A 14336-nucleotide genomic window follows, 5' to 3' on the forward strand; every position below is an offset into this window, starting at 1 on the left:
AGCTTCACGGCGGCGAGACGCTGCTCGAGGCGGTGCGCGGCCTCGAGCGCGGCGATCAGGTCCTGCTCCGCAAGGGCCCAGGCGGCGGCGTCGACACGGGCGGCGACCGCGTCGTCTGCCTGCGCCAACTCCTCGACCATACCCCGACACTAGAACAGGTGTACGACAATTTCGGTCACCATGATCGATTGAGCTGGCGGGGTCGATGGTCGGCTGCCGGGCCGTGCTGCGGCTGGAAATTCGCCGGCAGTTCCGCTTCGGAGAACGGGCGTAGGTGGATGTCGTGTCGCTCGGCCATGCCGCTGCGGCTCGGGCGGCCCCTGCGGCAAACGCTCGCGCAAGGCGGCGCAAGAAGCGCGGCCAGGAAGCGCGGCCAGGAAGGGCTGCCGGACCGGGGTTATCGCACGACCCGGGTGCCGCCCGGGTGCCGGCCCGGCCATGACCCGAGGTGTCAGTCGCGGCGGATGAGGCCGGGGCCGGCGGTGATGTCGATGTCGCCGTCCGCGATCTCGTGGCCGGCGGCGCAGCGGAGCACTGCGCGGATGGGCTCGCCGCAGTCGTGGTGGGTGGCGACGATGGACGGGCCGGTGTCGGTGGCGGCCCAGGTGTCGCCCCAGTTGCGCAGTGCGGTGATGACGGGGAGGAGTTCGCGGCCCTTGCGGGTGAGTTGGTACTCGTGGCGGGTGCGCTGCCCGGGCTCCCGGTAGGGGATTCGTTCGAGCAGTTCGGCGGTGACCATCTCCTTGAGGCGGGCGGCCATGGCGGGCTCGCCGACGCCGACCCGGCGGACGAAGTCGTCGAAGCGGCGCGTGCCGAGCAGGGCCTCGCGCATGATCAGGACCGTCGACCTGCTGCCCACGATGTCCATCGCCCGGGCCACCGAGCAGTTCTCGCTGGTCCAGGAGTCGCGATCGTCGCGTAGGTCCTTCATGCCGTCCAGCTTACCTGACTTGCGTTGAGGCTAGCCAGGTGCTTCACTGGGGCATGCTGACTTCAGCATACGCAAGTCAGACCACCAGCCTGAGGGATCTTCAGTGACCACCAGCACCGCAACACCGACCCCATCCGGGGCGGCAGCACCCGGGCCGGCGGCCACCGCCCGCTCATCCCTGCGCGGCTCCCGCCCGGTGACCCTGATCGCCATGTGTCTGGGCGCGATGATCACGTTCCTGCAGATCACCGCCACGGTTTCCGCGCTGACCACGATCCAGCGGGACCTGCGGGTCGACCCGACGACCGTGGTCTGGATCCCCAGCGCCTACACCCTGATGGTGGCGAGCGTGGTGTTGTCCGCGGCCACCCTGGGCAGCCGCTACGGGCGTAAGCGCATGTTCGGTGCCGGGGTCGTCGCGATGATCGTCGGCGCGGCCGTCGTGGCCGGCGCTCCAACCGTCGGGTGGGTGATCGTCGGGCAGTTGGTCGCCGGCCTCGGTGGGGCCCTGATCCTGCCGAACAGCCTGGCGATCCTGGGCGCGACATTCACCGACCCGCACCGACGGACCGAGGTCATCACCGCCTGGTCGGCGGCCTCCGGCATCGGGCTCGCCATCGGCCCGCTGATCGCCGGCTTCCTGCTGCGGCACTACCAGTGGCACAGCGTCTACCTGTCGACGATCGTGTTGGGCCTGGTCACTCTCGTCGTCGCCATCGTCGGGGTGGCCGAGTCCCGGCCGATCGCCGCCCGACTCGACGTACCCGGCCTGTTGCTGGGCACCGTCGCCATCGCGGCCGCCGTCTACGCGCTGATCCAGGGCGGCAAGGTCGGCTACACCAGCCCGGTGGTCTCGACGGCCTGGGTCGTCGCGGTCGTCGCACTTGTCGCGTTCGTCCTGGTCGAGCTGCGGACCAGCGCGCCAATGCTCGACGTGCGGCTGTTCCGGTCCGCGTCGTTCAGCGCCGTCATGGTCGTCGGCGCGGTGTCGCTGTTCGGTTTCACAGGCGTGGCGATCCTGCTGGTCCTCTTCCACGAACGCGCCCAGGCGCTCAGCCCGCTGGACACCGGCTGGCGGATGCTGGTGCTCTTCGGCGCCTACGTGCTGGTCGCCTTCGGTGCCGGGCGGGCGATCCGTCGTACCGGATTCAAAGCGCCGTTGACCCTCGGCCTGGTCCTCGGTGCGGTGGCGAGCTTCGCGCTGGCGAACCAGGGGCCGACCACGTCGTTCGGTCATCGCTGGGCGCTGTTCGCGTTGTTCGGCGCGGCCAGCGGTCTGGTGGTGGCCCCGGCGACGGCGGCGGCGTTGGCCAGCGTCGCGCCCGCCCAGGCGGGCATGGCCTCCGGGGCCGTCAACGCCGCCCGCCAGGTCGGCTCGGTGCTCGGCTCGTCCCTACTCGGCACGCTCCTCACCACCACGATGGTGGCCGACCTGCCGGGCCGGCTCGCCGCGCACCAGGTCGACGAACCCACCCGTACCGCTGTGCGGGCGGCGGTGGCCTCCGGTGTCAACGGCGACCAACCGCTGCCCGACCCGGTCCGGGCGGCGATCGCCGAGGCCCTGACCTCCGGCGTCCAGGCCGGGTTGCGGATCAACGGCGTCGTCTTCCTGGTCACCGCCGTGCTGGCGCTCACCCTCATCCGCAACCGGCCACATCAGCACTAGGAAGCCAAGGCGTTCAGCTCCTCGATGGCGTCGGCCGGTAGCTTCAGGTCGGCCGCCGCCATGTTCTCCCGCAGGTGCGCCACGCTGGAGGTGCCGGGGATCAGCACCGTGGTGGGGGAGCGCTGGAGCAGCCAGGCGAGGGCGACCTGCTGCGGCGAGGCGCCCAGCCGGGCGGCCACGCGGTCGAGCGTGTCGGACTGCAACGGCGTGAACCCGCCGAGCGGGAAGAACGCCGCGAACGCGATGTTCTCCGCCGCGCACCTGCCGACCAGGGCGTCGTCCTGCCGGTTGGCGACGTTGTAGAGGTTCTGCACCGTGACCACCGGCGCGATGGCCTGGGCCTCGGTGAGCTGGTCGAGCGTGACGTTGCTGAGCCCGAGGTGCCGGATCAGGCCCTCCTGCCGCAGCTCCGCCAGCGCGGCGAACTGCGCACTGAGCGGCTCGCCAGTGGTGCCCTCCGCGACGCCCACCCGCAGGTTGACCACGTCGAGCACGTCCAGGCCGAGGTGGTCCAGGTTGTCCCGGACCTGGGCCTTGAGGCTGTCCGGCTCGAGAGCCGGGAGCCAGGAGCCGTCGGCGCCGCGTCGCGCGCCGACCTTGGTGACCAGATGCAAACCCTGGGGGTACGGGTGGAGCGCCTCGCGGATCAGCTCGTTGACCACGACTGGCCCGTAGAAGTCGCTGGTGTCGATGTGCCGGACGCCCAGTTCGACGGCCTCGCGGAGCACGGCGAGTGCCTGCTCGTGGTCGCGGGGCGGGCCGAAGACACCTGGGCCGGCCAACTGCATCGCCCCGTAGCCCATCCGGCTCAGGGTGAGGCCGTCAGAAGGGGTGAGGGCACCGCCGGGAAGGTTCTCGCTCATGTCATCCTCTTGTCAGTCGTCGTCGTGACATCCGGGGCCGCGTGGAACCGGCCCTTCGACGACTCTCCGCCGGCATTCGCCCGGGCGGCAGGGCGAGCTGTTCCTGGTAGTGACACAGCCAGTCACCCGGCCGCCCGGCGATCTACCGTCGGTGTATGGACGCAACGAACCCGCTCGGCGACTTCCTGCGTGCCCGCCGGGAGCAGACCCGGCCCGAGGACGTCGGACTCGGCCCGGGCGTGGGCCTGCGCCGGGTGCCGGGGCTGCGGCGCGAGGAGGTGGCGATGTTGGCCGGCATCAGCGCCGACTACTACCTCCGGTTGGAGCAGGGTCGCGAGCGGCACCCGTCGGTGCAGGTCCTCGATGCCCTCGCCGGAGTGCTGCGGCTCGACCCGGAGGCGACCGCGTACATGATCGGGTTGAGCCGTGCGCGGTCACGCCGGGCGGCCCGACCGGCCGCCGAGCGGGTGCCGGCCAGCATCCTGCACCTGCTGCGGCAGCTCTCCATGCCGGCGTTCGTGCAGAATCGCTACCTCGACATCCTGGCCTCGAACCCGATGGCGAGGGCGCTGTCGCCCAATCTCGCCCCGGGTGCCAACCGGCTGCGCGCGGTGTTCCTGGACCCGGCGGAGCGGGAGCTGTTCCGTGACTGGCGGCAGGCGATGCAGAGCGTGGTGGGGCAGATGCGTGCCGACTCGGGCGGGGCCACCGACGACCCACGGTTGACGGCGCTGGTGGGGGAGTTGTCACTCAAGAGCGACTGCTTCCGGCAGCTGTGGGCGCGCCACGAGGTGCGCCGACGGGAGGGCGTGGTCAGCCGACTGCACCACCCCGAGGTGGGCGACCTCGACCTGTACTGCGACAAACTCGCGGTGGCGGGCGCCGACGGACAGCTTCTGGTGATCTACCACGCCGAGCCCGGTACGGAGTCCGCCCGCTCGTTGGCGCTGCTCGGCTCGATCGCCGTCAGCGCCGCGGACGACGCGCCGGACAGTCTCCGCCCCGGTGACCCGGCCCGCCTCTATCCGCTGGAGTGAGGCGGTCAGGGCCGCTGCGGGGTCGTCTGGGTGGGGATGTGTTCGTAGCGCTTGCGCATGGTCTCGCTGGCGGCTGGCCCGGCGGCGAAGACGAAGTCGGCGTCGTCGAGCGGGCGACCGGTGCTGCGGTCCACGATCACCGGGTCGGCCTCCACCCCGGTGGTCCGGTCGACGAGGATCATGCTGCGCTCGCTCGGGTCGAGGCGTGAGTTGCCCCAGGCGGCGAGGGCGACGACGACGGGCCGCAGGCTGCGGCCGAGGTCGGTGAGGACGTACTCGTAGCGGTCCGGCCTGGTTTGGTAGCGGCGGCGTTCGAGCAACCCCTGACCGGTGAGGGTCTTGAGCCGGCTGGTCAGGATGCTGGACGAGACGCCCAGGTTGGCCTGGAACTGGTCGAACCGGGTGTAGCCGTCGAAGGCGTCGTGCAGGATCAGCAGCGTCCACCACTCGCCCACGTGTCCCAGCGCGCTGGACAGCGGGCATTCGCGGTCCTCCAAGCGGATCTTCCCGGCCACAGCGGTGCCCTCTCCCGAGTAGGTGCTAGTGTCGAAGTTAGTAGGTGCTATTTCAGAAGTAACTATACGTCGAGGCGCTCAGCCACGTCCGGAAAGGGCTTCAGTCATGACCGCCACGCAGGCCGCACCGGCCATCATTCGCCGCTATTTCGAGCTGGCCGGCCAGCCCGACTCCGCGGACTACTTCGCCCTCTTCGCGGAGGACGCAGTGGTCGAGGACGAGTCCACCGAGTACCGGGGCATCGAGGCCATCCGCGAGTGGCGTCGGGCCGTGCCGCTGGTGTCGTACGAGATCACCGACATCGAGGACACTCCCGCCGGCACCGTCGTGACCGCGACGATCACCGGTGACTTCCCCGGTAGCCCGTTCGTCGGTCTCCGGTACCGCTTCAGCGACTACGACGACAGTGCGATCCGGCTGCTGCGCATCGCACCCTGACGATCAGCGCCGGCGGGCGCCGGCGGAGCGACGGAGTTGACGGCGCATGTTTGTGAGTGCACACTTACAAATATGCGATCCACCGCCGAGGCCCGCCGGGTCACTGTCCTGAACGCCGCCGTGTCGGTGTTCGCGCGCACCGGCTTCCATGCCACCCCGGTCACTGCCGTGGCCGCCGCCGCCGGCATCTCCGAGGCGTACGTCTTCCGGCTCTTCGCCGGCAAGCTCGGCTTGTTCGTGGCGGCGGCCGGGGCGTGTTTCGACCGGATCGCCCAGGCGATCGAGGCGGGTGCCGAACGCGCCGCGGGCGACAGCCCGGAGGAGATCCTCGACGCCATGGGCGGTGCCTACGCGGAGCTGATCGCCGACCGTGACCTGCTGCTCTTCCAGGTGCAGGCGCAGGCCGTCACGGACATCCCGGAGGTCGCCGAGGCGGTGCGGGCCGGCTACCGGCGGGTGGCGACCTTCGTGCAGAGTCGCGCCCAGGCCAGCGACGCGCAGGTTCAGCAGTTCTTCGCGTACGGCCAGCTGTGCCACCTGATCGTGACCGCCGGGTTGGAGCAGGTCCCGGAGCCCTGGGCTCGCGCCCTGACCGCCGGCATTCGCCACCCCTGACCGACCCCGATGCTGGGCCGCCTCGGCGGCCCACTTTTTGAGGCCAATAAGTATGTGAGTGCACACTTACAAACAAAGGAGAACCCCGATGACCACCGACACGACGATCACCGAAGTGGTGCTGCCCGGCGTGGTGGAGCCCGACGGCCTCCTGCTGCAGCAGCGAGCGATGCCCGTCCCCGCCGAGGGGCAGGCGCTCGTCCAGGTCGAGGCCACCGGCATCTCGTTCGCCGAGCAGCAGATGCGCCACGCGCTCTACCCCGGCCAGCCGAAGTTCCCGTTCGTGCCCGGCTACGACCTGGTCGGCACCGTCCGAGCGGTCGGTTTCGGCGGTGACGACGCGCTGGTCGGCACCCGGGTCGCGGCGGTCACGAAGACCGGCGCCTGGGCCACACACGCGCTTGTCGACGTCGACGCCCTGGCCCCCGTACCCGTGGGTCTGGACCCCGCCGCGGCCGAGACCGTCGTCGTGAACGGGGTGACCGCCTGGCAGATGCTGCGGGACGCCGACCTGACCGCCGGGCAGACCATCCTCGTGCACGGCGCGAACGGCGGCGTCGGGAGCGTGCTCGTCCAGCTCGGTCGACACCTCGGTCTGCGGGTCATCGGCACCGCCGCCGCGCGGCACCACGCCGGGCTGCGCGAGCTCGGCGTCGAACCGCTCGACTACCGCGACCCGGACATGGCCACCCGGGTCCGCGAGCTGTCGCCGAATGGCGTCGACGCCGTCTTCGACCCGGTCGCCGGCCCGGGCGTCCGCACCTCGTACGCCCTGCTCGCCCCCGGCGGCAAGCTGATCGTCTACGGCAACGCCGCCGCCGTCGGGACCGGCCAGTCGGTCGGGTGGGTCTTCGCGAAGCTGCTGACCCGCCTCTACACCTGGAACGCGCTGCCCAACGGCCACCGGGCCGGTTTCTACAACTTCTGGTCCGGTCGGCTCACCCGCCGCGCCGCTTTCCGCCGTCGCCTGCGTACCGACCTCGGTATCGTGCTCGATTTGCTGCGGCAGGGAGTAATCGTGCCGCAGATCGCCGCCCGCTATCCCCTCAGCGAGGTCTCCGCGGCGCTGGTGTTCGCCGAGAACCGCAGCCGGGCCGGCAAGGTGGTGCTGGAGCCCTGACCTCCGGCCGGTCCGGGGCGCTGGTGCGGCGGGCCGTGGCGAGGGCGTACGGTGAACCTGTCGCCCGGGGGACCCGGTGGCCGTCAGACGCGTCGCCACCAGCCCGCCACGGGCGTTACCGCTCATCTTCTCCATCGCCGCGACGTGCCGGTCGTGTCGGCTGATCGCGGACCGCATCCCGACCCGACCGGTCGCAGTGCCGTCGGCGTCTCGCGGTCGGTCGCCCGACGCGCGCACTCGGTTTCACCCTCCGTGCAACTTGTTCCGAACGCTCAATCAGGGGAGTAACCAGATGAGGATCGCCAGGGACCGGATCGTCGCCGCACTTCGCGACCGGGGCCAGCTGGCCCGGGCCGCCTGGGTCGAGCGTGAACTGCCCGAGCAGGTGGACCCGGCCAAGCACTCCGGGCTGCTCGCCACCCTGAACCTCAACCCGGCTGATCTCGTCGACGCGCCCACCTCGTGAGGTCGGCGCCGCTCGGGCCGGCCGCCCACGGCATGGTGATCACGACGGGCCCGGTCGCGGAGGCGACTCGGTGGACGCCGGGTGCGCGGCGGCCGAGGTAGCCTCACCGCTCGCACTACGTGCTCCCGCGAGCGGGGAGGACAGGGGGAGGTGGAGCGTGGCCGACGTCGGCGAGGTGGTGCGTTGGCTGCAGCTCAACGCGCCCAGGGGTGGGCCGGACGAGGTGTCGCAGTTGGTCGCCCGGGCGGCACCCGCGATCGGCGCCAGCGAGATCGTGATCTATCTGGCCGACTACACGCAGGCCCTGCTCGTGCCGCTGCTCGGCGCGGGTCTCGACCGGGAGCAGTTGCCGATCGAGACGACGCTCGCCGGCCGGGCCTTCACCACCCTCGACATCCAGCGCGCGCCTGACAATCCGGATCGGATATGGGTGCCACTGCTGCTCGGGTGCGAGCGGATGGGCGTACTGGAGATCGTCTCGCCGGCCGCCGCCGACCAGACGATGGACGGTCCGGCCTGGGAGGTGGCGGTCAACGTCGCCCAGATCCTGGTCAACCGCCGGCTCTACGGCGACGTGGTGGAGCGGATGCGGCGGCGGATGCCGATGCAGGTCGCGGCCGAAATCGTCTGGGGTCTGCTCCCGCCGCTGACCTTCGCCACGGACGACCTGGTGGTCACCGCCATCCTCGAACCGTGCTACGACGTCGGCGGGGACATCTTCGACTACGCGTTGAACGACGACGTGCTCAGCGTCGGGCTTTTCGACACCTGTGGGCACGGCATCAAGGCGAGCACCCTGGCCTCGCTGGTGGTCAGCGCGTACCGCAACGCCCGTCGGTGCGGCCTCGACCTGGTCGACACGGCGATCAGCATCGACCGCTGGGTGCGGTCCGAGCACCCGAACTTCTTCGCGACCGGGTTGCTGATCGAGTTGGACCGTCGGACCGGCCGGCTCAGCATGATCAACGCGGGGCATCCCGGCGCGATGTTGCTGCGTGACGGCAAGGCCGTGCGGGAGCTTCCGGGGCCGACCGTGTTGCCGCTCGGCCTGGGGCACCTGTCCCCTCGCCGACCGCGGGTGCACGTGGAGAATCTCCACCCGGGCGACCGCATCCTCGCCTACACCGATGGCATCACCGACGCCCGGAGCGCGGAGGGGGAGCAGTTCGGGCTGGACCGGCTCGTCGACTTCGTCAACCGCGCCCTCAACGACGGGTTGCCCAGCCCGGAGACGATGCGTCGGCTGGTCCGCGCGGTCGTCGGCTATCAGGACGACCAGCTCGAGGATGACGCCACTGCCCTCTTCGTGGAGTGGCGGCCACCGCACCTGCCGCTCGCGCACCTTCGCGCACTCGCCGCCGCCACCGGAGCCTGACCGCGCCGACGCGCGAACCCCGCAGTGGGATTTTGCACTCCCAGTGCACTTGTCTCCGATTGTCGGGCTGTCTAGCGTCACCTCATGGCTGACTCATGGACCTTCGCCGTGGCGCGTGACGACCTCGGGCAGACCACGATCGTCGATGGCCCCACTCCCGCCCTGGCCGACGGCGAGGCGTTGCTGCGGGTGGACCGCGTCGGCCTCACCGCCAACAACGTGACCTACGCGGTGCTCGGCGACTCGATGCGCTACTGGGAGTTCTTCCCGCCGGTGGCGGAGGGGCTCGGGCCACAGTGGGGCCTCCCGCCGCTCTGGGGCTTCGCCGAGGTGGTCGCCTCGACGGTGGCGGGGGTCGAGGTGGGGCAACGGATCTACGGTTACCTCCCGCCTGCCGGTCACCTCGTGGTGCGGCCGGACCGGGTGGACGCGTCCGGGTTCCGCGAGGCGAGCCCGCACCGGGCCGAGCTGCCGTCGCCGTACAACGCGTACCGGTCGACCAGCGGGGACCCGGCGTACCAGCGCGACCAGGAGGATCTGCTGATCCTGTTCCGGCCGCTGTTCTTCACCTCGTTCATGCTGGCCGACCAGATCGTCGACAACGACTTCTACGGTGCCGAGGCGTTGCTGATGTCGTCGGCGTCGAGCAAGACCGCGTACGCCGCCGCGTTCGAGCTGCACCGGCGCGGGCCGCGCCTCGTTGGTCTCACCTCACCGGGCAACCTGGCGTTCACCAGGTCGCTCGGCTGCTACGACGAGGTCGTGTCGTACGACGACATCGATTCCCTCGACGTGGTCCCGACCGTCTACCTCGACCTGTCCGGCGCGCCCTCCACCCGTGCCGCCCTGCGTGGGCGCCTCGGCGACCGGCTCGTCCGGGACATAGCGGTCGGGCTCACCAACCAGACGCCGAACGCCGAAGCCGCGGAGGAGGTGTTCTTCGCGCCGGTGCAGATGCGCAAGCGCAGCCACGACTGGGGCCGCGACGGCCTCGACCAGCGGTTCACCGAGGCCTGGCAACGTTTCGCCGCCGTGGTGAGCGGATGGCTCGACGTGCGGGTGGGTGCCGGGCCGGCGGCGCTGCAACACGCGTGGCTCGACGTTCTCGCCGGTCGTACGCCACCGCGGGTGGGCCACGTCGTCCAGCTCTGATCGGCGCTCAGGCGGCGATGTCTGGATTGAGCTGGAGGCGCAGCGCGGCCAGCGAGCGGGTGATCAGCCGGGACACGTGCATCTGCGAGACGCCGATCCGGTCGGCGATCTGGGCCTGGGTCAGGTTGCCGTGGAAGCGCAGGCTCAGGATCTGCTGCTCGCGTTCCGGCAGCGTGGCGAGGGCCGGCCCGAGGGCGACCCGGATCTCGACGAGATCGAACGCCCGGTCGTCGTCACCGAGAGTGTCCCCGAGCTCCCGGTTGCCGTCAGCCCCGGTCGGGGTGGACAGCGACGTGGCCCGGTAGGCGCGCGCACCCTCCAGCCCCTCCAGGACGGTCTCCTCGGACACGTCGAGGTGGGACGCGATGTCCGCGACTGTTGGCGAGCGGCCGAGGGCCTGGGTCAGGGCGCTGTTCGCCGCGCTGATCGACAGGCGCAGCTCCTGGAGGCGGCGGGGTACGCGCACCGCCCAGGTGCGGTCCCGGAAGTACCGCTTGATCTCGCCGATGATCGTGGGAATGGCGTACCCGCTGAAGTCGACACCTCGGCTGTGGTCGAAGTTGTCCACGGCCTTGATGAGCCCGACGAAGGCGGTCTGGGCCAGGTCGTCGTCGGGTGCGCCGCGTCCGCCGTAGCGGCGCGCCAGGTGTCGGGCGAGCGGCAACCACGCCTCGATGGCGCGGTCCCGCACTGCTGGGCGGCGCGGGTCGTCCGCCGGGGTCGCCGCCAGGGCGGCGAGGAGCTCATCCGGGCTCTGCTCGCTGCTCTGCTGATCGATGCGGCTGGTGGTGGCGTTGTCGACGATGGTGGCCATGTGGGTGGTCCTTCCCGCAGGCCCGTCGATCGAGTCGACCGGAAGAGTCTCCGAACCGGCTACCGCCGGGGCGCACGTACGGGCGAAGGTGCGCTGTCGCAGGGCCACGAGCACGGGCCTCGCCACCGCGTCATGTCGTTCACTTGACGACCCGGACACTACCCGAAAGACTGACTATTTACTAGCCGAAAGTATGAGGCCCGGCGTTCGGGAGGAGCGGCGCTGGGATCAGCCGCGCTGTTCCGCAGCGTCGACAGCAGCCGGTGTCGACGGGGCCGGCTTCACCGCGAACGGGTGGCGCAGTCGCCGCATCGCCTCCTCGCTGCTGTCGAAGGTCACCGCCGGTCCGTCCAGCCCGTCGCCGTTCGACGTGGCGAGGAAGAGGGCAGGTCGACCGTTGTCGTTCGATGTCATGCAGGGTTCCTGTCTCTACGAGAGGGGTGCGTCTGGGGCCTCGGCAACATCGGCCGTGCGACCCGGTGACGCTTCGGCGCACACTGGCGCCCGAATGCTGGTGTCCTGTGCACGGGCGAGCGCCCGGCGACACCGACACCCCGCACCATACCCGGCACGGTCGCTCCATATGCGTCGCCGACGGACCCGCCTCGCTTGTGGCGAGCCTGCGGCCCGGGAATTCTGTAATCCCACCCGCTGCCGCGAGTCTCCGATCTTGAGGGCGGTCAGCGCACGCAGCGTGGGCGCCGCGCGGATGAGCACACAAGGAGTGAAACCCATGTCGTCAGCCGGTCGAGCACTGCCCGATGTCGGGTTGGTCGTCGCGGCCAGGCAGGGCGACCAGCGCGCTCTCGACGACGTCGTCGCGGCCTCGCTCCCGCTGGTCTACAACATCGTCGGGCGTGCGCTGCGCGGGCACGCCGACGTCGACGACGTGGTCCAGGAGACATTGGTACGGGTGATCCGCCACCTGCCCGCGCTCAACGACCCGGCGGCATACCGGTCCTGGCTGGTGGCGATCACCATCCGCCAGGTGCGCGACTGGGAGACGCGCCGCCGCGTCGCGCTTAACCGCGACGCCGGGCTCGACGCGATCCACAACGTGCCCGACCCCGCCTCCGACTTCGCCGGGATGACGATTCTCCGACTCGGCCTCACCGACCAGCGACGGGAGGTCGCCGAGGCCACCCGCTGGCTCGACCCGGACGACCAGGAACTGCTCTCGCTGTGGTGGCTGGAGGAGACCGGCGAGATCACCCGGAACGAGGTCTCCGACGCGCTCGGCTTGTCACCCGGGCACGTCGCGGTGCGGATCCACCGGATGAAGGAACAGATCCAGAGCGCCCGCGGCGTCGTACGCGCGCTCCGCGCCCGCCCCGGCTGCCCCGACCTGGGCGCCGTGACCGCCGAGTGGGACGGCACGCCCAGCTCGTTGTGGCGCAAGCGACTGGCTCGACACGTCCGCGACTGCGCGTTCTGCGGACGGTTGGGGACCACGCTGCTGCCGATCGATCGGCTGCTCGCCGGCCTGCCACTGCTGCCGCTGCCGGCGGGTCTCGGCGCCCACCTGCCGAGCGCGACCGCGCCGGCGGCCGCCGCGCAGGCGGTCGTGCCGCCGAGCCCGACCGTCGGACCCGCCGCCGGGTCGACCCCACCCGGCGCGGTGTCCACCGATGCGGGTGGCGGCCAGAGCGTCGTCGACCTCGCGATGAACCGGCCCCGGGGTCTCGTGCCGTCCCTCGCCGCCGGTGTGGCCGCCGCCGTGCTGGCCATCACCATGGCGGTGGTGATCCTGCCGGACGATCCGGCCGCACCCTCGTGGGCGGCTCCGCCGTCCACGGCACCCAGCACCCTCGCCACCCCGAGCGTCGCGCCCTCGCCGAGCGCACGACCCTCGTCGAAAGCTCCGGTCGCGCCGGTGGTCAGCTCCGCGCGCAAGGGGGTCGGGGTGTGGAACTTCGCCGGGGCGAGTCAGGCATTGGCGAAGTCCAAGGCCAGCTGGTACTACACCTGGGGAACCCAGCACCCCGGAATCAGCACTCCGCGCGGCGCGACGTTCGTGCCGATGATCCGCAGCGCGGAGAACGTCACCGCCGCTGAGCTGACCCGGGCCAAGGCCGCCGGGCCGTACCTACTCACCTTCAACGAGCCGGACCTGCCCGAGCAGGCGAACATGACAGCCGAGCAGGCGCTGGACCTGTGGCCGCAGCTGATGGCGACGGGCAGCAAGCTGGGCAGCCCCGCGGTCGCCTGGGGCGGGCCGGACCCGCAGGGTTGGCTGGACAGGTTCATGACAGGTGCCCAGGCCCGCGGTCATCGGGTGGACTTCATCACGCTGCACTGGTTCGGCGCCGACTTCACCACCGCCAGCGCGGTGGCCCAACTTCGGCAGTACCTACAGGCGGTCCACCAGCGGTACCGGAAGCCGATCTGGCTGACCGAGTTCGCGTTGATCCGCTTCGGTGGGGGCGGTTCGCAGTTTCCCAGCCAGGAGCAGCAGGCGGCCTTCCTCACGGCGGCCACCGCGATGCTCGGCAAACTCCCCTACCTGCAGCGTTACGCCTGGTTCGGGCTACCCGCCACGGACAAGGACCGGTCCGGGTTGTTCAGCGACGGAGCCGAGGCGACAGTGGTCGGCCGCGCGTTCCAAGCCGCCCGTTGAGCGGGGACGAACGGATGGACGGGCCGCTGATGGCAGAGCGCCCCGGGTCTCGCGTGCGGGCTGGGCGGCTGGTCGGCGTCGTCGCGACCCTGGCCGCCACCGCGTTGGCCGTCGGTCTCGCCCAGGGTTGGGGTCGCTCCGACCAGGCCCTCACCGCCTCGTCGGCCACCGCGGTGCCGACCGCGCCGGTGGTGCTCAACGGCACCGACGACGCCTTCATCCAACTGCTGATTCCGATGAACGAGGGCGCGGTCGCGCTGATCGACCAGCTCGACACCCGGCCAACGGACGCGGATCCGTCGCTGTGGACCCTCCTCGGCGAACTCCGTAAGGCTCATCAGGCGGAGTTGCGGGACCTGCGTGGGCTGCTGGCCGCGGGCAACGTGCCGGAACTGAACATCCACGCGGGGCATCAGATGCCCGGCATGGTCACCGATGTCAGCCTCGCCGAGCTGCGTGCCGCGCCCGACGCCGAGGTGTCGTCCCGGGCAGCTGCCCTGATCCGGGCGCACCTCGCGCAGACAGTGGTGCTGTGCCGGGGTGAGCAGACCGCCGGGGGAAGCCCGGAGCTGAAAGCGCTCGCCGGCCGGATCCAGCAGGCGCGGGCCGCCGAGCTGAGCACGCTCGACAATCGGTTCGGCGCGCCCACCGCCGCGCCGGGCGGCTGACCTGCCGCCCAGAGGAACGGCCGATGCCCGGCCCAGCCACCGGGGAGGCAGGTCAGTC

15 protein-coding genes are annotated in these 14336 nt (G+C 71.1%); 10 read left to right on the forward strand and 5 right to left on the reverse strand.

Annotated elements, in window-relative coordinates:
• Positions 1–451: 451 nt before the first annotated feature.
• Positions 452–931 carry a helix-turn-helix domain-containing protein gene (locus ABZU74_RS26525; RefSeq protein WP_355429070.1) on the reverse strand — a complete coding sequence of 160 codons (480 nt, stop codon included), beginning with the start codon at positions 929–931 and terminating at the stop codon, positions 452–454.
• 103 nt (positions 932–1034) lie between these two features.
• Between ABZU74_RS26525 and ABZU74_RS26530 the strand changes: the two genes are divergently transcribed.
• Positions 1035–2597, forward strand: coding sequence for an MFS transporter (locus tag ABZU74_RS26530; RefSeq protein ID WP_355429073.1), 1563 nt, complete (start codon positions 1035–1037; stop codon positions 2595–2597).
• Here the strand turns inward: ABZU74_RS26530 and ABZU74_RS26535 are convergent.
• Positions 2594–3460 (reverse strand): oxidoreductase, encoded by an 867-nt coding sequence (locus ABZU74_RS26535; RefSeq protein ID WP_355429075.1) that lies wholly within the window; start codon positions 3458–3460, stop codon positions 2594–2596. The two genes, ABZU74_RS26530 and ABZU74_RS26535, sit on opposite strands and share 4 nt — an antisense overlap.
• A gap of 155 nt (positions 3461–3615) precedes the next feature.
• On the opposite strand from ABZU74_RS26535, the gene ABZU74_RS26540 reads away from it, so the two are divergent.
• On the forward strand, positions 3616–4497 hold the full coding sequence (locus ABZU74_RS26540; RefSeq protein ID WP_355429078.1) for a helix-turn-helix transcriptional regulator: 882 nt from the start codon (positions 3616–3618) through the stop codon (positions 4495–4497).
• 5 nt (positions 4498–4502) lie between these two features.
• Here the strand turns inward: ABZU74_RS26540 and ABZU74_RS26545 are convergent, their stop codons facing one another.
• Positions 4503–4994: a helix-turn-helix domain-containing protein gene (locus ABZU74_RS26545; RefSeq protein WP_355429081.1), complete on the reverse strand. Its 492-nt coding sequence runs from the start codon at positions 4992–4994 to the stop codon at positions 4503–4505.
• 124 nt (positions 4995–5118) lie between these two features.
• Between ABZU74_RS26545 and ABZU74_RS26550 the strand changes: the two genes are divergently transcribed.
• The 6 genes from ABZU74_RS26550 to ABZU74_RS26575 all read left to right on the forward strand — a co-directional run bounded on the left by ABZU74_RS26550 (position 5119) and on the right by ABZU74_RS26575 (position 10179).
• Positions 5119–5451: a nuclear transport factor 2 family protein gene (locus ABZU74_RS26550; protein ID WP_355429084.1), complete on the forward strand. Its 333-nt coding sequence runs from the start codon at positions 5119–5121 to the stop codon at positions 5449–5451.
• A 72-nt stretch (positions 5452–5523) separates the two neighbouring features.
• Positions 5524–6066 (forward strand): TetR/AcrR family transcriptional regulator, encoded by a 543-nt coding sequence (locus ABZU74_RS26555; RefSeq protein WP_355429087.1) that lies wholly within the window; start codon positions 5524–5526, stop codon positions 6064–6066.
• An 88-nt stretch (positions 6067–6154) separates the two neighbouring features.
• Positions 6155–7186 (forward strand): medium chain dehydrogenase/reductase family protein, encoded by a 1032-nt coding sequence (locus tag ABZU74_RS26560; RefSeq protein WP_355429090.1) that lies wholly within the window; start codon positions 6155–6157, stop codon positions 7184–7186.
• Between the two features lie 292 nt (positions 7187–7478).
• Positions 7479–7652 (forward strand): hypothetical protein, encoded by a 174-nt coding sequence (locus tag ABZU74_RS26565; RefSeq protein WP_355429093.1) that lies wholly within the window; start codon positions 7479–7481, stop codon positions 7650–7652.
• A gap of 157 nt (positions 7653–7809) precedes the next feature.
• Positions 7810–9027 carry a PP2C family protein-serine/threonine phosphatase gene (locus ABZU74_RS26570; RefSeq protein ID WP_355429095.1) on the forward strand — a complete coding sequence of 406 codons (1218 nt, stop codon included), beginning with the start codon at positions 7810–7812 and terminating at the stop codon, positions 9025–9027.
• Between the two features lie 84 nt (positions 9028–9111).
• Positions 9112–10179 carry a DUF2855 family protein gene (locus ABZU74_RS26575; RefSeq protein ID WP_355429098.1) on the forward strand — a complete coding sequence of 356 codons (1068 nt, stop codon included), beginning with the start codon at positions 9112–9114 and terminating at the stop codon, positions 10177–10179.
• Positions 10180–10186: 7 nt separating this feature from the next.
• Here ABZU74_RS26575 and ABZU74_RS26580 read toward each other — a convergent pair whose 3' ends face one another.
• Together ABZU74_RS26580 and ABZU74_RS26585 are read right to left on the reverse strand one after the other, a co-directional pair.
• Complete coding sequence (locus tag ABZU74_RS26580) at positions 10187–10993, reverse strand: SigB/SigF/SigG family RNA polymerase sigma factor (protein ID WP_355429102.1); 807 nt, start codon at positions 10991–10993, stop codon at positions 10187–10189.
• Between the two features lie 228 nt (positions 10994–11221).
• Positions 11222–11407 (reverse strand): hypothetical protein, encoded by a 186-nt coding sequence (locus ABZU74_RS26585; RefSeq protein ID WP_355429105.1) that lies wholly within the window; start codon positions 11405–11407, stop codon positions 11222–11224.
• A gap of 319 nt (positions 11408–11726) precedes the next feature.
• On the opposite strand from ABZU74_RS26585, the gene ABZU74_RS26590 reads away from it, so the two are divergent.
• Together ABZU74_RS26590 and ABZU74_RS26595 are read left to right on the forward strand one after the other, a co-directional pair.
• Positions 11727–13610: a sigma-70 family RNA polymerase sigma factor gene (locus tag ABZU74_RS26590; RefSeq protein WP_355429108.1), complete on the forward strand. Its 1884-nt coding sequence runs from the start codon at positions 11727–11729 to the stop codon at positions 13608–13610.
• A gap of 53 nt (positions 13611–13663) precedes the next feature.
• Entirely contained in the window at positions 13664–14278 is a 615-nt protein-coding gene (locus ABZU74_RS26595; RefSeq protein WP_355429110.1) for a DUF305 domain-containing protein, read from the forward strand.
• Positions 14279–14336: the final 58 nt, after the last annotated feature.

The sequence above is a fragment of the Micromonospora sp. NPDC005171 genome, from assembly GCF_040608575.1.
GTDB lineage: Bacteria > Actinomycetota > Actinomycetes > Mycobacteriales > Micromonosporaceae > Micromonospora.